Raw genomic sequence first — 19,292 nt, 5'->3', positions numbered from 1 at the left:
CGTCATTCCGCAGATCGTCGAGAACCTGACCCGCAACGAGCCGCGTGATCCCTGGACTTTCCCGACGCATTGCCCGGAATGCCATTCGGAGGCGCTGGCCGAGGAAGGCGAAGTCGACATCCGTTGCACCGGCGGGCTGATTTGCCCGGCGCAACGGCAGGAACGGCTGCGTCATTTCGTCAGCCGCGGCGCGCTCGACATCGAGGGGCTGGGCGACAAGACCATCCGTGAGTTTCTCGACCTCGGCTGGATCGCCGAGCCCGCCGACCTCTTTCGCCTCGCTGCGCATCGCGAGGAACTGCTGGGGCGAGAGGGCTGGAAGGAAAAGTCGGTCGACAATCTGCTCGAGGCGATCGAGATCAAGCGCGCGCCCGACCCGGTACGCCTGCTGTTCGGGCTCGGGATTCGCCATGTCGGGGTGGTCACCGCGCGCGATCTGCTCAAGCGCCACGCCACCTTGGCCGCCATCAAGGAACTGGCCGACGAGATCATCGCATTGCGCGACAGCCTCGAACCCGCTCTGGCGGAGGACAACGCGAAATTCCGCGCCCGGCGCGACAAGGCGATCGCCGAGCATATCGGGATCGACAATGTCGGCGCCGCGGTGGGCAATGCGCTCGCCGACTTCTTCCACGAACCGCATAATCGCGCGGTGTGGGACGATCTGATGGCCGAGGTCAGCCCGCCCGCTTTCGTCTTCAAGGCGCGCGAGTCGCGCGTCAGCGGCAAGACCGTGGTGTTCACCGGCAGCCTGGAGACGGTGAGCCGCGACGAGGCCAAGGCGCAGGCCGAGGCGCTCGGCGCGCGCGTGTCGGGATCGGTGTCGGCGAAGACCGACCTGGTCGTCGCGGGGCCGGGCGCGGGGTCCAAGCTCAAGAAGGCGGCGGAACTGGGCATCGAAATACTCGACGAAGCCGGCTGGGCCGCGATCGTCGCCGAGGCGGGATGATGCTTTTTTGCAACGCAGCATGGTTTAATCCACAGTTAAATCGTGGTGCTCTTGCGTTGTCATTCAACCGAAATATTCTGCCCCCAATGGCGCCAGCGACGGTGAAATAACACCGCGCATCAGCGAATCGCGCCCAAAGGGGAATATCATGCGGACTCAATTTCTTGTTGGCGTGGCTGCGGCCGCGATCATGCTTCCGGGGGCGGCCTACGCGCAGTCGGCCGGTACGACGGACTTCGAAGGCGACATCGTCATCACCGCGACCAAGGCGTCGAAGGGCGTCGGCGGCGTCGAAATTCCCGACACGACCAAGGCGCGCGGCGTGCTGAACCAGGAGTTCATCTCGCGCCAGACCCCGGGCAATTCGATCCTCGACACGATCAACTCGCTGCCGGGCGTCAGCTTCCAGAACAACGACCCGTTCGGCTCGGCCGGCGGCACGCTGACCATCCGCGGCTTCGATTCGTCGCGCATCGGCCTGACCTTCGACGGCGTTCCGCTGAACGACACCGGCAATTACGCGCTCTATTCGAACCAGCAGCTCGACCCGGAGCTGATCGAGCAGGTGAACGTCAGCTACGGCTCGACCGACGTCGACAGCCCGACCGCCGCGGCCTCGGGCTCGACCGTGAATTATCGCACCATCATGCCGACCAAGGATTTCGGCGCCCGCCTGCAGGGCTCGATCGGCGACTATAATTTCTTCCGCGTGTTCGGCCTGCTCAACACCGGCGAATTCACCAAGTTCGGCACCAAGGCCTGGCTGTCGATGAGCCACGCCGAGAACAATGTCGTGTTCAACGACTTCGGCAAGATCCGCAAGGCGCAGTACAACGGCCGCATCTATCAGCCGATCGGCTCGAACGGCGATTTCATCTCGGTTTCGGCCAACTACAACGTCAACCGCAATAACTTCTTCGGTTCGGCGCCGCTGCGCTATGACACGCGCATCCTGACGCAGATCACCAAGCCCAACGCAGGTCCGCCGGTGGCCGGGACTGCGACCGATCCCACCATCAGCCCGCTTAACCCGTTCTTGATCGACGGCGGCCCGCGCCTGCCGGGAACCGGCACGAGCAATCGCTTCCCGTTCAGCCGTGACGAACTGCCGTACTCGATCGCGCGGTGCCAGACCGACACGCCGCAGGCCGGGGTCACCGATTCCCCCGCCATCGTCAACGCGCCGACCGCTTCCAACAACGGCCAGGCGTGCGGCGCCAGCTTCGACGAGCGTTATAACCCGTCGAATACCGGCAATATCCGCATCAGTTCGCGCTTCACGCTGGCGCAGGGTCTCGTCCTGACGGTCGAGCCAAGCTTCCAGTACGTCAAGGCCAATGGCGGCGGTACCGTCACCGGTCGCGAAGGCGTCAAGGACATCGATCCGTCGGTGGCGGTCACCAACAACCAGACCGGTTTCATCGGCGGGTCCTATTATTTCGGGCACGACCTGAACGGCGACGGCGACACGCGCGACACGGTCACCTTGCTCGCGCCGAGCCAGACCGTCACGCATCGCTATGGGCTGATCTCGTCGTTGCGTTACGACATCAACGACAACAACTCCGTCCGTATCGCCTATTCGCACGATTACGGTCGCCATCGCCAGACCGGCGAGTTGGGCTATCTCCAGGCCAATGGCGTTCCGTTCGACGTCTTCCCGATCAACAACCCGATCCTCGACAGCAACGGCCGCATCGTCGAAAAGCGCGACCGTCTGTCGTTCGCCGTTCTCGACCAATTGTCGGGCGAGTATCGCGGCACGTTCGGCGGGCTGACGCTCAACCTCGGTGTCCGCGCGCCGTGGTTCAAGCGCAACCTGCACAACTTCTGCTTCACCACTTCGGCGAGCGGCTTCGTCGACTGCTTCGGTCGCGGCAACGACGCCGCGAACACCGCCTATGCGGCGTTGAACCCGGGGTACGGTGCACCGGGCTTCCGTCAGTACAAGTACAATCGCGTGCTGCCGAATGCCGGTGCGACCTACAAGTTCGGTGGCGGCTTCACCGCGTACCTGAACTATTCGAAGGGCCTGCAGGTGCCGGGGACGGATAACCTGTACCAGGACTTCTACTACCAGGCGAACGATCCGGCCGCGAACCCGAAGCCGGAAACATCGGACAATTTCGACGCCGGCGTCCGTTACACGACCAGCAAGATCCAGGCGACGCTGAGCCCGTGGTACACGCGCTTCACCAATCGTCTGGCGAGCTCGTACGACGTCGTCACCGACCAGACGATCTACCGTAACCTCGGCCGCGTGGACAAATACGGTATCGACGGCAGCATCGCTTATCGTCCGATCCGCGAACTGCTGGTCTACGCCTGGGGTTCGTACCTGAAGTCGGAGATCAAGAACGACGTCGAGATCGGCAAGTGCGCGGGCGCCAACAAGCTGCAGCTCGACCCGACGATCGCGGGTAACGTCGCGGTGACCGCCAATTGCCCGACGGTGGGCGCGCCGATCCTCGCGCAGACGGCGGGCAAGCGTGAATCGGGCTCGCCGACCTATACGTTCGGTCTGCGTCTGCAGGGCGACATGGGCCCGCTTTCGGTTGGTATCCAGGGCAAGGTGACCGGTCCGCGTTACCTGAACGACCAGAACCTGCCGAACCTGGGTTGCACTTCGGCGCTCGTGAACCAGGTCTGCCCGAACGCGAGCAACACGCTCGCCGGCTTCGCCAACGGGACCAACCCCAATGGCACGCCGCTGGCCTATGGTACCACATTCGCGGTCTATGACGCGAAGACCCCGGCTTATGGCACCGTCGATATCGACGTCCGTCTGAAGCTCGGCTTCCTGGGCCTGAACGACAAGACCTTCCTCCAGGTCAACGTCCAGAACGTGTTCAACAAGTTCTATGTCGGCGGTTTCACCGGCGGTTCGACGACCTTGTTCAATGCGCCGTTCGTTCAGATCGGCAGCCCGCGCGCCTTCATCGGCACGCTGAACTTCCAGTTCTGATCTAACGAACCCACTATCTAAAAAGATCGCCGCTCCTGCCGATGGGCAGGGGCGGCGATTTTCTTTCCAGCCGGATCCGGATCGTCGGATCGGCTGGGGTGATCGGGCCATTCGGCAGACGGGGCCACGGTGCCATTGCCGGCACGAGGCCCGATCCGTCCAAGCAGAGCGCTCAGGTCGGCGCCCCGCGTAAGCCCAACCATCTGGCCACACCCGGCGCTCGCGCCAGCCCGGTCTCGGCAGCGAGCACCACCAGCAGCGACAGGCCGAACAGCGGCATCAGCACGGCCAGCACGAGAATTGTACCGATCAGCGGGGCGCCATAGCGCGGGCGCGACAGCGGCAGGGGCGCGCCGAGCCGCCCGGACGGCCGTCGCCGCCACCACAGAATCGCGCCGGAGATGCTGAGCGTCATCAGCATCAGGGCGGTCGCCGTGATCAGCAATTGGTTGCCGATTCCGAACAACTGTCCCTCGTGTGTCGCGATGCCGTAACCGACCGCCCGATCGATCCAGTGGCGCTCGCCGAAATCCTTGCGGGCGAGGATTCGGCCGGTCGCGCCGTCGACCACCGTCTGCGCGCGCAAGGGGCGGTCTGCGGCATCCGACGCGACCGTCCAGCCTCGCGGTTCCGCACCGGGCGGTGACACCAGCACCGGCGGCGCGAAGCGTAGCGCGGTGGCGGCCGCGACGATCCGGTCGAGCTCGCCCGCGCGAAATCCGTGGTGCGGCGTGGTCATGCCCATGTGGTCGGCGTGATCGCCCAGCATCGGGTCGTCGGCCGTCTTGCGGCCCCCGATCGTCCAGTCGACCGGCCCGTCGAGCGTGCCCGTCGCTGTTCGGACCTCGGCGAAATAGCTGCCCCATGCCTTGGCCCAGGGCAGGCCGGTCGAGATCACGAACAGGGCGAGCAACGACACCCAGATACCGGCGACCGCGTGAAGATCGCGCCAGAACAAGCGTCGCCCGCCGGTCAGGCGAGGATAGAGCACGCCGGCCAGTCCGGCTCGTCCGCGCGGCCACCACAAATACAGACCGGTCAGGATCATCACGACCGCCCAGCAGGCGGCGATCTCGACCAGATAGCTGCCCCAGGCGCCCGCCAGCAACTCGCCGTGAAGGTGCGAAACCAGCTGCATCGGTCGACTGTCCTCGCGCACGACTTTCAGGACGACCAGCCGATAGGGATCGACATACACACGCCGGTCGCCACCCGGCGCCCCGACCAGCACGCGCACTGCCGAAGCCGGCGATGGCGGCAACTCATATTTGTGCAAGCGCGATCCCGGCACCGCCGCCACGGCGGCGCCGACGATCGCCTCGGGCGACGCGCGCGTCGCGGCAGGGGACAGCGTATCGTACGGCCGATCGAGCCACGCCTCGATCTGCGGTCGCCAGGCGTAGATGCTGCCGGTCGCGGCCAACCACAGCACGAATGGGGCGCACAGTATCCCGGCGTAGAAATGCCAGCGCCAGACGGCATTGTACCAGCGCGATCCGGGCGGTTTGACGCTCATAGCTTGATCGTCAGGTCGGCGTGGAAGCTCCGCTGCGGGAAGGGATGGAAGAGGAAGTATTTGTCATTGTTGAGATTATCCACGCCCAGCCCGAGCGTGTAATTCTTCGCGATCGCGAATTGCGCGCGCAGGTCGACGACGAAATATTTGTAGAAGCCCTGATAGGTGTTTCCGACCACGTCAGCATTGTCGAGCTGGCCGTACATCCGGCTCGCGTACCGCGCCGCGGCGGTCAGCGCGACGCCGTCGACCGGGCGCCAGGTCGCGACCGCATTGGCCGTCCAGCGCGGCACGGTCGGGATCAGCTTTCCGACCGCCCCCGGAAAGGCGGCATCGGCCCGCGTGGTCGCGTCGGCATAGGTCACGCTGCCCGACAGGTCGAAACGCGGCAGCAGGTCGGTGCGGACCAGCGCCAGCTCGACGCCGCGCGCGCGGGTGCGGTCGACATTCTGGACGAAGTTCGCGGTCACGCCGTCGACCGTGCCGCTCTGCGAGATCAGCGCATCGGTCACGATCTCGTTGAACAGCGACAGCCGGATCGATCCGTGCGCGTCGCTGCGTTCGATCGCCAGCTCGGTTGACCGCGCGCGTTCGGGGCGGAGATCGGGATCGGGGATCGCGCCGACCGTGCCGGCGGTGACGACTTGATAGAGCTCGCCGACGGTCGGGAAGCGCCAGGCCTGGCCGAACGACACTTGCGCCTTCCAGCCCTTGGCCGGCGTCCAGGCCAGCGAGGCCTTGGGCGAGAAACGATCGGCGCTGCGGGCCGGCTGAATGGTCGACAGAGCAGGCGAGGCTGAGAAATTGACCCCGTCATACGCGCGCCACCATTCGTAGCGCCCGCCGAGCGTCAGCGTCAGCCTGGGCAGCAGGTCGAGCGCGTCCTGCGCCCAGAGCGCGGCGGTGCGTGTCTTGCCCAGGGACTGCTGGTTGAGGGAGCCGTCGGCGCCGTCGATCCAGTCGTCGCTCGCGTAACGGTTGCTGACGAGCACGAACCGGTCCCAATGCGCGCCGGCGCTCAGCACATTGGCGCCGCGGCTCCAGGCGAGCTTGGCATCGAGCGTATCCCAGCCAGTGCCGTCGAGCCGGGTGGTGTTGCCCTTGCCGCCGGTCAGCGCGGCGGGCAGCGACGCGGTCGGAGTCCGCTGCTCGTCATCGGCGAAGCGATAGCGCGTCCCGATCACTTGCCAGTCGACCTCGCCGCCCGATCCGCTCAGCGACACGGCGTGCGACCAATGGCGTTGTCGGGCGAGATAGGTCCCGCTGGAGAAGCCGCTCGTATAGAAAGGCAGGCCCGTCGCGATCGTCGTCAGGTAGCTCTCGGCGCCGGCATCGGTCCGGTTGAGGAACAGGCCGCCGACATAGGTCAGACGGACGTGAGCGCCGAGATCGAGCGCGGCCTTGAGCTTGAGACGATCCTGGCCCTGGCGCTCGATCCCACTCGCTCCCAGGATGTTGGTGGCTGCGCCCGTGCGGGTGCGGCTCGGGAGCGCCCCGGCCAGCCCGGCCGGCACTGCGGTCGCCGTTACATAGCCGACCGGCTGGCTATTGCTGGTGACATGGTCGTAGCTTGCGAACAGGGCGAGCGGGCCGAACCGGTCGCCAATAGTCAGTCCCGCCTGATAGGCCGGATAAGTGTCCCGCCGCCCGTAGAGGTCGTAGGTCTGGACAGTCACGCCGGCGGTCGCGGTCGCCTCGAGCTGATCGGGCAGGCGGGTGGTGATGTTGATCACCGCGCCGATCGAATTGCCGGGATAGGCGGCCGAGAACGGCCCGTAGAGTATGTCGATCCGCGCGATCTCCTGCGGGCTGACCGCGCTCCAGCGCGGGCTCGCCGACGTGTTGTTGTTGCCGATCAGCGAGGACAGCAACGCGCCGTCGGCATAGATCAGGCTGCGCGCGCTGGCGCCCAGGCCGCCGGTACGCGTCGCCAGCGGCGCCTGGGTGTCGCCGATATGGCGTTTGCGCACGATGAGGCTGGGCAGATATTTGACACTATCCTCGACGTTCATCGCGTTGATCGTGCGCGCGATCGTGTCGGCGTCGATCGACGCCTGAGTCGACGGCGCGTTCTCGATCGTCTGCTGCTGGCGCTGCGCGGTGACCAATATGTCGTCGCGGCGGTCGTCGCCGGGTGCGGGATCGTCGGACGCCCAGGCGGGCAAAGCGGTGGCGCTCGCCAGGACGGCGAGCGAGGCGCACAAGGTGCGCGCGGCAATAGGCACAATCATTCCCCTTGCTGAATCGCGAATGCCACCGATGGCGGCGTCGGTTCAGGCGAGGGCGGGTGGTCCGGTGGCGGGTGGTGGCGGCGCGGCGAGACCGCGGCCGGGCGCGAGCCGCTCGGCGTCGAGCGGCGGGATTGCGGGCGTGGCGAATGCCGGAGCCGCCACCGCGAGCAGGGGCGGTGGCGCATCGGCGATGCCCAGGCCGGCGAAGGCGCAGGGGTGGTCGCCGCTCTGGCCCTTGGCTGGCGCCTTGTGATGGAGCTTGCCGTCGGGGGAGAGCACCATCGTGTCCTCGGGGCCCTGGCCGTTGCAGACGGCGATCTCGATCCCGCCGTTCGCATCGATCACGGGCATCCAGCCGTCCGGCGCGACGCTGCGCGCCAGCAACGCGGCCACGATCAGCAGCAGCCAGCCGAAGCGGCGCCGAAGATCGTGCGGGCGGATAGCGGGAGTCATTCTGGGCGGTTCCTCTAGGGAAAAGACCGGAGGCGCGCCACGATTATTCCTGGCCTTGGGCAAAACGTCCACCACCCCGACTTTGCGCGTCGCGCCCGGGGCGTATAAAGGGGCCAGCCCGATGGCCACGATTTCGCCCCCCGTCCCGGCGTCGGCCGATGCTCCGATGGAGATCAGGAAGCAGCGCTTCTGGACTCCGGCGATATTCTCGCGTCCGTTTTTCGAGGACAAGAGCCGCGCCTTCTGGACGCTGCAAGGCGTCGGCTGGGGCGGCTATCTGCTGCTGCGCTCGGTGTCGTCGATTTCCAACGGCCAGTCCTTCTCGGCACTGGTCCCCGGCATCATCGAATCGATCGTCGGCTACTGCATCACGCTGCTGCTCTCGACGCTCTACGGCTATTATCGCCGCCTGCCGCGGATCAGCGCGATCCTGCTGACGATCGTGACCCTGGCCGGCGCGACGTTCCTGGCCGCGATCCTCAACGGCTTTTCGTACAGCATCATGAAGGACAATCCGGGGCTCAATCTCGGGCTGGTGTTCGGCCAGTTGTTCCTCAACTTCACCGTGCTGGGGGGATGGTCCGCGCTCTATTTCGGGATCAATTTCTACCTGATCGTCGAGGCGCAGGCCGACCAGTTGCAGATATTGGAGAACCAGGCGTCGTCGGCCCAGCTGGCGATGCTGCGTTACCAGCTCAACCCGCATTTCCTGTTCAATACGCTCAATTCGATCTCGACGCTCGTGCTCCTCAAGGAAACCGAGCGCGCCAACGCGATGCTGTCGCGGCTGGCCGATTTCCTGCGCTTCACCTTGGTCTACGAGCCGACCGCGCTGGTGACCGTCGCGCAGGAAGTGCAGACGCTCAAACTCTATCTCGAAATAGAGAAGATGCGCTTCGAGAAGAGATTGCGGCCCGTCTTCGAGATCGACCCGCGGGCCGAGCGCGCGCGCTTGCCGTCGCTGCTGCTTCAGCCACTGGTCGAAAACGCGATCAAATATGCGGTCACGCCGAGCGAGGAGGGGGCGGAAATCGCAGTTTCGGCACGTCTCGTCGGCGAACGGGTCCGGATCGCCGTCTCGGACACCGGCCCCGGCTTGATCGAGAACAAGTTAGGGCCGAGCCTTTCAACCGGCGTGGGGCTCGCCAATATAAGAGATCGGTTGGCACAGGCGTACGGACCTGACCACCGTTTCGATGCTCGGTCTACACCAGGGGGCGGCTTTGCTGTGGAGATCGAGATTCCGTACCAGTTGGAAGATCCGAATAGAGAGGCCGCATGACGATACGAACCATCCTGGTGGACGACGAAGCGCTCGCCATCCAGGGGCTGGAGCTCCGCCTTCAGGCGCATGACGATGTCGAGATCATCGACCGTTGCGCCAATGGACGCGAGGCGATCCGCAGCATCAAGACCAACAAGCCCGACCTGGTGTTCCTCGACATCCAGATGCCGGGATTCGACGGCTTTTCGGTGATCCAGGGCCTGATGGAAGTCGAACCGCCACTGTTCGTCTTCGTGACCGCCTATTCCGACCACGCGATCCGCGCGTTCGAGGCGCAGGCGACCGATTATCTGGTCAAGCCGGTCGAGGAATCGCGGCTCGCCGACACGCTCGACCGCGTGCGCCAGCGCCTCTCGGAGAAGCGCACCGCCGAGGAAGTCGAGAAATACAAGGAAGCGCTCGCCGAGGTCGCGCCGGAAACGGCCGAGGAGATCGCCGATGGCGGCGAGGTATCGGCCAACCGCTTCGAGAAACTGATCAACATCAAGGATCGCGGCAAGATCTTCCGTGTCGATGTCGACACGATCGAAGTCGTCGAGGCGGCCGGCGATTACATGTGCATCAAGACCGGCGACAACACGCTGATCCTGCGCCAGACGATGAAGGACCTGGAAAAGCGCCTCGACCCGCGCCGGTTCCAGCGCGTCCACCGCTCGACGATCGTCAACCTCGACCTCGTCCGCCAGGTCAAACCGCACACCAATGGCGAATGCTTCCTGGTGCTCGATTCGGGTGGCCAGGTGAAGGTCAGCCGCAGCTATCGCGACGTGGTGGCGCGGTTCGTCCACTGACCCAAATCCTCCCCATGCTTGCATGGGGAAGGGGGACCGCCGCCGAAGGTGGTGGTGGAGGGGCCGCAGCGGCGCAGCCGCGAGGATAGTATATTTCCCCTCCACCCTCCACTACGCCCCGGTCCCCCTCCCGATCTTCGATGGGGAGGAGTGAGGGAATTTGCGACGCGCTCGTTTCGATGCCGTCTCGAGGATTGACCGGAGCGGAACAAATTGGCAACAAACATTACGACTTCCGGGGAGAAATCGCCATGTCCGCCTATGAGACCTTCCACGCGCTCCATGTTCCCGGCGACCCGCTGATCATCTACAATTGCTGGGATCCCGGCAGCGCGGTCGCGATCGCCAAGGCGGGCGCGAAGGCGATCGCGACGGGCAGCTATGGCGCGGCGGAATCGCTCGGCTTCGGCGATGGCGAGAAGGTGCCGCTCGACCTCGTCCTCGACAATGCCAAGCGGATCATCGGCGTCGTCGACCTCCCTGTGTCGATCGATTTCGAGAGCGGTTACGCACGCGACGCCGATGGCATCTCCGCCAACCTGGCGAAACTCGCGGCGACCGGCGCGGTCGGCTGCAATTTCGAGGATTCGGTGATCGGCGGCCAGGGCGTTTATCCGATCGCGACCCAGGCCGAGCGCGTCGCTGCGGCGCGCAAGGGGGCGGGCGACGCCTTCTTCATCAACGCGCGGGTCGATCTCTATATCCGCACGCCCGCCGAGCAGCAGGATTCCTCAACGCTCGAGGAGACGATCGATCGCGCGACCGCCTATCTCGCGGCGGGGGCGAGCGGCATCTTCGTCCCGTTCCTGCGCGACATCGCGGCGATCGAGCAGATCGTCAAACGCACCGGTGCGCTGGTCAATGTCCTGCCCGGCGGCGGCGCCGTCGACTCCCGCGCCCTCGCCGACGCCGGCGTGGCGCGGATCAGCTATGGCGCGAGTCCATGGTTCGCGGCGATGGCCTGGCTGGAAGAGCAGGCGCGGTCTGCGATCGACTGGACGGGCTGACCAAGTCCGTCACCCCCGCGGAAGCTGGGGGTCTCTTGCCGTATCGCGTTATCGCCAGAGACCCCAGCTTTCGCTGGGGTGACGGGAATGGTTCAGTCCAATGGCTGCTTGTCCGCCTCGGTCACGCCGAGGTCGGTCGCGGTGAACAAAGCGTGGAGGGTGATGCCGCGTTCCTTGAGGTTGGCATCGGCGCCCTGCTCACGGTCGAGGATGACGATCGCGTCCGTCATGATGCCGCCGGCCGCCTCGATCTGCTCGGCGGCCTTGAGGATCGAGCCGCCGCTGGTCGCGACATCGTCGATCAGCACGACATGCTTGCCCGCGAGCGACTCGCCCCCGGTGTCGTCGAGCCCTTCGACCATCAGCGACGTGCCGTGGGCCTTGGCCGCCTTGCGCACGAAGACCGCGCCGATCGGCCGGCCGACGTCCCAGCTCAACGCCGCGATTCCGCCGAGCAGCGGCACCGCGCCCATTTCCAGCCCGGCGACATAATCGGCGTCGAGCCCGTCGAGCACCGACAGCAGCCCGCGCGCGCATTGCGCGGCGCCCTCGGGCGTCATCATCGTCGCCTTCATGTTGAAATAGATCCGGCTGCGCTTGCCCGAGACGAGCAGGAAGTCGCCGCGCTTGAGCGTGCGCGTGGCGAGAAGCGTGCGAAGGGCGTCGCGGTCGTACGGAGCGGCCATGGGTCCTCATCGGGCAAAGGAAAGGGGTGCCGCCGTGCCGGGCAGCACCCCCCCTTCGATCAACCCCGATCAGGCGTCAACCATTCCCGCGCCTAGGCCGGATTGTATTTGGCGAGGAACGCTTCGAGTTCCTGGAGGAATTGCAGACGGTCGGCCTGGCGCGTGAAATGGTGATCGCCCAGCGGCTGCTCGACATAGCGATAGGTCGCGCCGGCCGCTTTCAGCTTTTCGACCATCTCGCGCGACTGTTTGACCGGCACGACCTGGTCCGCCTTGCCGTGCATGATCAGGATCGGGGTCGAGAAATCGGTCGCGAAGTTGATCGGCGATACCGCCTTGAGGTCGGGGGCCTGCGCCCGGAGATAATCCTTGTTGCGGCCCCCGTTTAGGAACGATCCGTCGTAGCGCAGCATCGCGCTCATATCGGAGACGCCGGCGAACGACACCGCGCAGCGATAGACGCCCTTGTCGCGCTGCGCCGCGCGGAAGGCCGCATAGCCGCCATAGGAGCCGCCGACGATGCACACGCGCTTGGGATCGGCGATGCCCTGTTTCGCGGCCCAGGCGACCGCGTCGACCAGGTCGTCCTGCATCTTCAGGCCCCATTGCCCTTCGCCGAGCTTGGTGAATTTGGTGCCGAAGCCGGTCGAGCCGCGATAATTGGGCTGGAGCACGGCATAGCCGCGGCTGGCCATGAACTGGACCCACCAATCCCATTCCTCGTCGTCGCGGACGGCCGGGCCGCCATGCGGCATCAGGATCAGCGGCAGGTTCTTGGTCTCGCGGCCCTGGGGCAGGGTGAGCACGGCGGACATCTCGGTGCCGTCGCGTGCCGCGAACCGCACCGTCTTGACCGGCGCGTAAGAGCGCGTGCCGAGCGCGTCGTTGATCTTGGCGAATAGCGGCATATGCCCTTCGGCCGGGCGGTAGAGATAAAAGGAGCCGGGGCTGTCGGCCGCGCCGATATGGACGATCAGCACGCTGAAATCGTCGCTCCACGACACGATCTGCGGCCACAGATTGGGAACCGCCTTGTCGAGATCGCCCTGAATTTCGACGAGCTTCGGGTCGAGCCATTTGGTTCGCGGCCGCGTGTCGGTGTAGCGGAAGCCCAGCAATCGCGTACCGGTCGGATCGGGAATCGCGCCGTCGATATCGTAACCCGGCACGTCGAAGATCTTGGCCCCGATCTTCATCGTGTCGAGATCGTAATTATACACCGCGTCATAGCCGTCGTCGTCGTCGATCGCGATCGCCTGGCCCGATTGCGGCAGGATCAGCGCCGGCAGCGTGTTGAGCGAGGCGTTCGGCCCCTTCGCGCGATCGATCGTGCGTAGCGAGGCGCCTGGCTGGCTGCGGTAGAGCGCTCGCGACGAACGGCGGTCGTCGTCATAGGCGATGCCGAGGCGGATGGTGCCGGCGGTATCGGCGGACCAGTTCATGACGTCGGTCATCGAGCTCTGGACCAATTTGCTCTTGCCGGTCGAAATGTCGAAATCGCGGACCTGCGGCCAGAACCCCGGCTCATTGACATAGATCGACGTCTGCATCGCGATCAGCGCGCGGGGGCTGCCGTCATGCGCGACCCACAACACATCGTCGCCGCCCTGCGCCGTTTCGGGCAGCGCCAGCACGTTGATCTTGCCGCCGTCGGCGCGGACGCCGAACGCGCGGCGCACGTACCAGCTGTCGCCCTGGACCGGTTGCATTTCGCCCGCCCGTAGCAGCAGCCAGTCGTTGTTGACCCACATCCAGTCGTTGAGATCGAAATCGCCCGGATCGATCAGCTTGATCTTCGACGTGTCGGCGAGCGGAATAATCGCAAGGCGCATCTTGCCCTGGATCGCGATCCGCGCCGCGACGCGGGTGCCGTCGGGCGACAGGACGGGACTCTCGATGAACGGCAATTGCGCGAAGGCGGCTGCGGGGGGTGGTCCGGACGGGGCCGTTGCCGGTGCCGATGTGGCCGGTTTTGCTTCCTGGGCGATGGCCGCGGTGAATGCTGGCAACAGCGCGGCGGCAGCCGCGGCGAGCACGATACGCCTCAACATGAATTCCCCCTTTAGCCCAGCGTCATTCTAGCGGCGGGCAGGGGCCATGCAAGCGGTCGAGGGAGCGATTTTAGGTTCGAAAGGAGCGGGATAGCCCCATCCGGCACGCGGGCCGGATGGGGCCGATCCGATCAGCCGACGCCGTGCGCGGCCAGCGCCGCGAGCAGCAGCAGCGCGACGATGTTGGTGATCTTGATCATCGGGTTGACCGCCGGGCCCGCCGTATCCTTGTACGGGTCGCCCACGGTGTCGCCGGTGACCGCGGCTTTATGGGCTTCGGAGCCCTTGCCGCCGTAATTGCCGTCTTCGATATACTTCTTGGCATTGTCCCACGCGCCGCCGCCCGAGGTCATCGAGATTGCGACGAACAGGCCCGAGACGATCACGCCGAGCAGCATCGCGCCGACCGTGGCGAAACCCTGTTCGCGGCTCGCCACCGCCTGGACGATGAAGAAGACGACGACCGGGCTCAGCACCGGGAGCAGCGACGGGATGATCATTTCCTTGATCGCCGCGCGGGTCACGATGTCGACCGTCCGGCCGTAATTGGGCCGGCTGGTTCCTTCCATGATCCCCTTGTCCGCGGCGAATTGCGCGCGAACGTCCTCGACCACCGATCCCGCCGCCCGGCCGACCGCGGTCATGCCGAACGCGCCGAACAGATAGGGGAGCAGCGCGCCGAGCAGCAGCCCGACGATGATGTAGGGATTGCTGAGCTCGAAGTTGATCGTGCCGATGCCGAGCTGCGTCGCATAGCGATCGAGGTCGGTCGTATATGCGCCGAACAGCACCAGGGCGGCGAGCGCGGCCGAGCCGATCGCATAGCCCTTGGTCACCGCCTTGGTCGTGTTGCCGACCGCGTCGAGCGCATCTGTGCGATGTCGCACGTCGTCGGGAAGCCCCGCCATTTCGGCGATGCCGCCGGCATTGTCGGTGACCGGCCCATAAGCGTCGAGCGCGACCACCATGCCGGCCAGCGCGAGCAGCGAGGTGGCGGCGAATGCCACGCCGATGATCCCGGCCAGCTGATAGGTCGCGATCACCGCGATGACGATGACGAGCGTCGGCAGCGCGGTCGATTCGAGGCTGATCGCCAGCCCCTGGATGACGTTGGTGCCGTGGCCGGTGGTCGACGCCTTGGCGATCGACTTGACCGGGCGATAGTTGGTGCCGGTGTAATATTCGGTGATCCACACCAACAGGCCGGTCACGACCAGGCCGATCAGCATGCAATAGAAGAGCGACATGCCGTTGAAGCTCTTGTCGCCGGCATTGCCGATCGCGGCGTTGAGGTCGCCGAGCACCCATTTGGACACGCCGAAGATGGCGATCGCCGACAGGGCGGCGGTGGTCCAGAAGCCCTTGTAGAGCGCGCCCATGATCGACTCGCCCTTGCCGAGGCGGACGAAAAAGGTGCCGATGATCGAGGTCACGATGCATACCCCGCCGACGATCAGCGGCAGGCTCATCAGCGCGAACAGATTGGGCGCGTCGGACAGCAGCAAGGCGATCGACACCATCGTCAGGCCGATCGTCACGACATAGGTCTCGAACAAATCGGCCGCCATGCCGGCGCAATCGCCGACATTGTCGCCGACATTGTCGGCGATGGTGGCGGGGTTGCGGGGATCGTCCTCGGGAATGCCCGCCTCGACCTTGCCGACCAGGTCGGCGCCGACGTCGGCGGCTTTGGTGAAGATGCCGCCGCCCAAACGCGCGAAGATCGAGATCAGGGAGGCGCCGAACGCCAGCGCGGTCAGCGCGGCGACGATTTCATGATCGCCCGGCTCGAGGTGCTTGACCCCTGTCAAATACCAGAAAATCCCGGCGATCGAGAGCAGGCCGAGGCCCGCCACCAGCATGCCGGTGATCGCGCCGGAGCGGAACGCCAGGGTCAAGCCGCCCTGCAGACTGCCGCGCGCGGCCTCGGCGGTGCGCACGTTGGCGCGGACCGAGCTGTTCATCCCGACGAAGCCGGCAACGCCCGACAGCACCGCGCCGATCACGAACGCCACGGTCGACAGCCCGCCGAGCGTGAAGAACAGGATGACGGCGACGATGACGCCGACGATCGCGATGGTGGTGTATTGGCGGCCGAGATAGGCCTTGGCGCCTTCCTGAATGGCGGCGGCGATATCCTGCATCTTCTCGTTGCCGGCCGGCGCGCGGAGCACCTGCTGGCTGGTGATGAAGCCATAGACTACGGCGATCAGGCCGCAGACGATGGCCGCATAGACAATCGTCATTCCTCTTCCCCTGTTAGACGCGTGGCGCCGGACGGCACCCGCGAGCTTTTGCTAGGTGGCGAGAGGTATAAAGGGGCATTGGGCGAGCGCAAGCGGCTCGCGTCAGTGCTGAAAACCTAATCTGGGCGGCAGCGGGACGGCATCATCGCCGTCGGTCAGCGCGAGGCCGGAGCCGGTCGCGAACGCGCCGATCCGCACGGCCGGGACGGGAAGTGCGATCCCCGACGGCGCGGCGAACAGCAATTGGTAATCGTCGCCCGCGGTGACCGCCGCGAGCCGCGCGGCGTGGTCGTCGCCGGCAAAGGCGCGATAGCCGGGCGACAGCGGGACGGCGGCGAGATCGATCGTCACCGCCAGCCCGCTCGCGGCGGCCATGCGCGACGCGTCGATCAGCAGTCCGTCGGAGACGTCCATCATGGCATGGACCAACGGCGCCAGCAGGCGGCCCTCGGACAACAAGGGAAGGGGGCGGCGATAGGCGGCGAGCAAGGCGTCGGGCCCCACCTCGCCGCGCGCGATCCGCAGGCCTGCCCCGCCATCGCCGATCGTCCCCGTGACCCAGAGCGCATCGCCGGCCCGCGCGCCGCTCCGCAACGGTGCGGGGGCGTCGCCGCCGATCGCGGTCAGCCCGATCACACGCACCATACCGGGCGGCAGCGACACGGTGTCGCCGCCGATCAGCCGGCAATCGAACGCCGCGAGCGCCTCGGCGAACCCGGCGAGAAAGGCGCGGTCCCAGGCCTCGTCCGACAGCGGATAATTGAGCAGCACGCCCTCGACCTGCGCGCCCTTGGCCGCGAGATCGGACAAGTTCACCGCGACGATCTTCCATGAGACGTCGGCGGGCGCGTCGTCGGGCAGGAAATGGATTCCCTCGACGATTGTATCAGTGGTGATCGTTAGGCCACCGATCGATGCGGCGTCGTCGCCGAGGCCATGCGCGCCGGCATGGAGCGGCAGCGTACGGAGCGCGGCGATGAACTCTGCTTCGGTCACGGCTCGCGCTTCGCGCCGTCCAGTTCCTTGGCCCGGCGCTCGGCCTCGGCCTTCGTCGCCCGTTTCTCGGCCTTGGTGCGCCCGAAGGCGGCGCGATTGGCGGCGGCAATCGCCTGCGCCTCTGTCCGCGCTTTCGCCTTGCGGGCGCGGTTGAGGTTGACGATCTCCGCCATCGCCGGGCGTCAGGCGCGCACCGTCTTGGCGACGCCGTCCAGGATGCCGTTGACGAAACCCTTTTCGCGGCGCTCGTAAAAGGCGTCGGTGACGTCGAGATATTCGCCGATCACGGTGCCGACCGCAACATCCTTGCGCGCGAGCAGCTCATAGGTGCCGGCGCGCAGGATCGCCTTCATCGGCTTGTCGAGCCGGTCGATCTTCCAGTCGGCGGTGACGTTGGCGGCGATCAGCGCATCGACTTCGGCCAGGCGCGCCAGCGTTCCCTTCACCAGATCGTCGAAGAAATCGACATCGGCATCGATATATTCGGCATCCTCGATCGTTGCGCCGAGCCGGTGCTGGTGGAATTCGTGGAGCAGCGAGACGACCGGCGTCCCCTCCATCTCATGCTGGTAGAGCGCCTGGGCGGCGGCGAGGCGCGCGGCGGCGCGCGCCTTCGAGCGGCCGGCGGTACGGGGAGTGCTTTGAGTCGTCATCGCGGCGCCTTTAACCCGTTCCGCCGTCACTTGTCGAAGGGGCGGCTCACGTGCCGTTGAAGCGGGTGATGTGGCCGCGCCCCATTTGCCTCACCTGTTCGATCAGCGGCATCATCGCGCGGCCGTAATCGGTCAGCGAATAGATGACCGGGGCGGGGACGCTCCCGGTTTCCTCGCGCAAGACGATCTCGTCGGCGACCAGCTCTCGCAGCTGCTCGCTCAGCACCTTTTGCGAGATCGAGGGCATCAGCTCGCGCAAGGCCGCGAAATGGCGCGGCGAGTCGGCCAGCCAATAGACGATGATCATCTTCCACTTGCCGCCGAGCGCGGCGAGCGCCGCGGTGAGCGGGCAATCGCTGATCGGATTGGCGCGGCGCGTCTCGGCCATGGTTACCTCAAGGTGCCTTCTCGCCGAGACGTATCAAAGTGAGCAAACAGCGGCAAATCGGGTTCCAGGACGGCGGGAGGAGAGGTGATGCGATTGATCCTAGGGGCGATGCTCGCGCTAATGGGTGTGCCATCGGCGCTTGCTCAAGACAGGCCTCGGGCCGCGCCGGTTGTCGCGGCCACCGACGGCGCGCGCGATTTCGATTTCGAGTTCGGCGACTGGGACGCGCATATCGCGCGGCGGCTGCGCCCGCTGACCGGATCCGAGGAATGGGTCATCTATGACGGCGATTCGGTGGTCCACAAGGTGTGGGGCGGCGACGCCAATCTCGGTGAGCTGGACGTGAAAGGGCGGGCGGGGCGGATTCATGGACTCAGCCTTCGGCTCTACGACCCGGCGGCGAAGCGCTGGCGGATCCATTGGTCGAACAGCAACGACGGCCAGATCGGGCCGGCAATGGTCGGCGGCTTTTCGCATGGGCGCGGCGAATTCTACGACGCCGAGATGCTCGGCGCGCGGTCGATCTATGTGCGCTTCATCTTCACCGGCGCGACGCCGGGGACGACCAAATTCCGGATCGAGCAGGCGTTTTCGGCGGACGGCGGCAAGAGCTGGGAAACCAACTGGATCGCGGACTTCAAGAAGCGCGGATAGGATCCGTTCCCTTTAGCATGGTTCCCACCCGGCGAACGCCGGGGCCAGTATCGGAGGACCCGAGAAGGCGTCCCGTCGCGGAGAGTGCGTCGCGACTGGACCCTGGCCTTCGCCGGGGTGGTGGTATTTCTGTTCCGACTGATCGGAATCAGCGCAGCCGCAACGCCACCGAACGGGCGTGGGCCGGCAAGCCTTCAGCCTCGGCCAGCGTCACCGCCGCTGGCCCGACCGCGGCGAGCGACGCCGGGTCGAGCGACAGGAAGCTCGTCCGCTTCATGAAATCGAGCACCGACAGCCCGCTCGAGAAGCGCGCACGGCGGCCGGTCGGCAGCACGTGGTTCGGACCCGCGACGTAATCGCCCACGGCCTCGGGCGTGTAGCGGCCGATGAACACCGAGCCGGCATGTTTGACCAGGTCGAA

The 19,292-nt window shown here is 66.0% G+C and carries 17 protein-coding genes; 6 read left to right on the top strand and 11 right to left on the bottom strand.

Annotated features, from left to right (window positions below; all coding sequences use genetic code 11):
• Nucleotides 1-949 (top strand): BRCT domain-containing protein (locus tag ACTHJR_RS04185; protein ID WP_440521867.1); only part of this gene is annotated, 949 nt, incomplete at its 5' end.
• A gap of 148 nt (nucleotides 950-1,097) precedes the next feature.
• Entirely contained in the window at nucleotides 1,098-3,914 is a 2,817-nt protein-coding gene (locus ACTHJR_RS04180) for a TonB-dependent receptor (protein WP_440521866.1), read from the top strand.
• Nucleotides 3,915-4,086: 172 nt separating this feature from the next.
• Here ACTHJR_RS04180 and ACTHJR_RS04175 read toward each other — a convergent pair whose 3' ends face one another.
• From ACTHJR_RS04175 to ACTHJR_RS04165, 3 genes are read right to left on the bottom strand one after another with little or no spacing between them, the layout of a single operon-like run.
• A complete protein-coding gene (locus tag ACTHJR_RS04175; protein ID WP_440521865.1) occupies nucleotides 4,087-5,430 on the bottom strand; it encodes a PepSY-associated TM helix domain-containing protein in 1,344 nt (447 codons plus the stop codon).
• Nucleotides 5,427-7,661 (bottom strand): TonB-dependent receptor, encoded by a 2,235-nt coding sequence (locus ACTHJR_RS04170; protein WP_440521864.1) that lies wholly within the window; start codon nucleotides 7,659-7,661, stop codon nucleotides 5,427-5,429. Before ACTHJR_RS04170 ends, ACTHJR_RS04175 begins: the two co-directional genes overlap by 4 nt.
• A gap of 42 nt (nucleotides 7,662-7,703) precedes the next feature.
• The gene (locus ACTHJR_RS04165; protein WP_440521863.1) at nucleotides 7,704-8,114 is read right to left on the bottom strand and encodes a hypothetical protein; all 411 of its coding nucleotides are present in this window, start codon (nucleotides 8,112-8,114) and stop codon (nucleotides 7,704-7,706) included.
• A 166-nt stretch (nucleotides 8,115-8,280) separates the two neighbouring features.
• Here ACTHJR_RS04165 and ACTHJR_RS04160 point away from each other — a divergent pair, with 166 nt between their 5' ends.
• The 3 genes from ACTHJR_RS04160 (at nucleotide 8,281) to ACTHJR_RS04150 (ending at nucleotide 11,197) form a co-directional block, all read left to right on the top strand.
• Nucleotides 8,281-9,396: a sensor histidine kinase gene (locus ACTHJR_RS04160; RefSeq protein WP_440521868.1), complete on the top strand. Its 1,116-nt coding sequence runs from the start codon at nucleotides 8,281-8,283 to the stop codon at nucleotides 9,394-9,396.
• Nucleotides 9,393-10,190 carry a LytR/AlgR family response regulator transcription factor gene (locus ACTHJR_RS04155; protein ID WP_440521862.1) on the top strand — a complete coding sequence of 266 codons (798 nt, stop codon included), beginning with the start codon at nucleotides 9,393-9,395 and terminating at the stop codon, nucleotides 10,188-10,190. Before ACTHJR_RS04160 ends, ACTHJR_RS04155 begins: the two co-directional genes overlap by 4 nt.
• A gap of 251 nt (nucleotides 10,191-10,441) precedes the next feature.
• Nucleotides 10,442-11,197: an isocitrate lyase/PEP mutase family protein gene (locus ACTHJR_RS04150; RefSeq protein WP_440521861.1), complete on the top strand. Its 756-nt coding sequence runs from the start codon at nucleotides 10,442-10,444 to the stop codon at nucleotides 11,195-11,197.
• 92 nt (nucleotides 11,198-11,289) lie between these two features.
• Here ACTHJR_RS04150 and pyrE read toward each other — a convergent pair whose 3' ends face one another.
• The 7 genes from pyrE to ACTHJR_RS04115 all read right to left on the bottom strand — a co-directional run bounded on the left by pyrE (nucleotide 11,290) and on the right by ACTHJR_RS04115 (nucleotide 18,217).
• Nucleotides 11,290-11,883, bottom strand: a complete 594-nt coding sequence (gene pyrE / locus ACTHJR_RS04145; RefSeq protein WP_440521860.1) for an orotate phosphoribosyltransferase — start codon at nucleotides 11,881-11,883, stop codon at nucleotides 11,290-11,292.
• A gap of 92 nt (nucleotides 11,884-11,975) precedes the next feature.
• Entirely contained in the window at nucleotides 11,976-13,934 is a 1,959-nt protein-coding gene (locus tag ACTHJR_RS04140; protein WP_440521859.1) for an alpha/beta hydrolase family protein, read from the bottom strand.
• 131 nt (nucleotides 13,935-14,065) lie between these two features.
• A complete protein-coding gene (locus ACTHJR_RS04135; RefSeq protein WP_440521858.1) occupies nucleotides 14,066-16,180 on the bottom strand; it encodes a sodium-translocating pyrophosphatase in 2,115 nt (704 codons plus the stop codon).
• Nucleotides 16,181-16,282: 102 nt separating this feature from the next.
• A complete protein-coding gene (gene thiL / locus ACTHJR_RS04130) occupies nucleotides 16,283-17,176 on the bottom strand; it encodes a thiamine-phosphate kinase (protein WP_440521857.1) in 894 nt (297 codons plus the stop codon).
• On the bottom strand, nucleotides 17,173-17,349 hold the full coding sequence (locus tag ACTHJR_RS04125) for a DUF4169 family protein (RefSeq protein ID WP_440521856.1): 177 nt from the start codon (nucleotides 17,347-17,349) through the stop codon (nucleotides 17,173-17,175). The genes thiL and ACTHJR_RS04125 overlap by 4 nt, the downstream gene beginning before the upstream one ends.
• Nucleotides 17,350-17,358: 9 nt before the next feature.
• On the bottom strand, nucleotides 17,359-17,829 hold the full coding sequence (gene nusB, locus ACTHJR_RS04120; protein WP_440521855.1) for a transcription antitermination factor NusB: 471 nt from the start codon (nucleotides 17,827-17,829) through the stop codon (nucleotides 17,359-17,361).
• Between the two features lie 46 nt (nucleotides 17,830-17,875).
• Nucleotides 17,876-18,217 carry a winged helix-turn-helix transcriptional regulator gene (locus ACTHJR_RS04115; protein WP_440521854.1) on the bottom strand — a complete coding sequence of 114 codons (342 nt, stop codon included), beginning with the start codon at nucleotides 18,215-18,217 and terminating at the stop codon, nucleotides 17,876-17,878.
• A gap of 87 nt (nucleotides 18,218-18,304) precedes the next feature.
• On the opposite strand from ACTHJR_RS04115, the gene ACTHJR_RS04110 reads away from it, so the two are divergent.
• A complete protein-coding gene (locus ACTHJR_RS04110) occupies nucleotides 18,305-18,871 on the top strand; it encodes a hypothetical protein (RefSeq protein WP_440521853.1) in 567 nt (188 codons plus the stop codon).
• Between the two features lie 148 nt (nucleotides 18,872-19,019).
• On the opposite strand, the gene ACTHJR_RS04105 is transcribed toward ACTHJR_RS04110, so the two are convergent.
• On the bottom strand, nucleotides 19,020-19,292 hold a 273-nt coding region (locus ACTHJR_RS04105), incomplete at its 5' end, for a histidinol dehydrogenase (RefSeq protein ID WP_440521852.1).

The organism is Sphingomonas sp., from assembly GCF_051962185.1.
Taxonomy (GTDB): Bacteria; Pseudomonadota; Alphaproteobacteria; order Sphingomonadales; family Sphingomonadaceae; genus Sphingomonas.
Note: the sequence above shows the minus strand (reverse complement) of the source record. Positions and strands in the feature narration are given on the sequence as shown.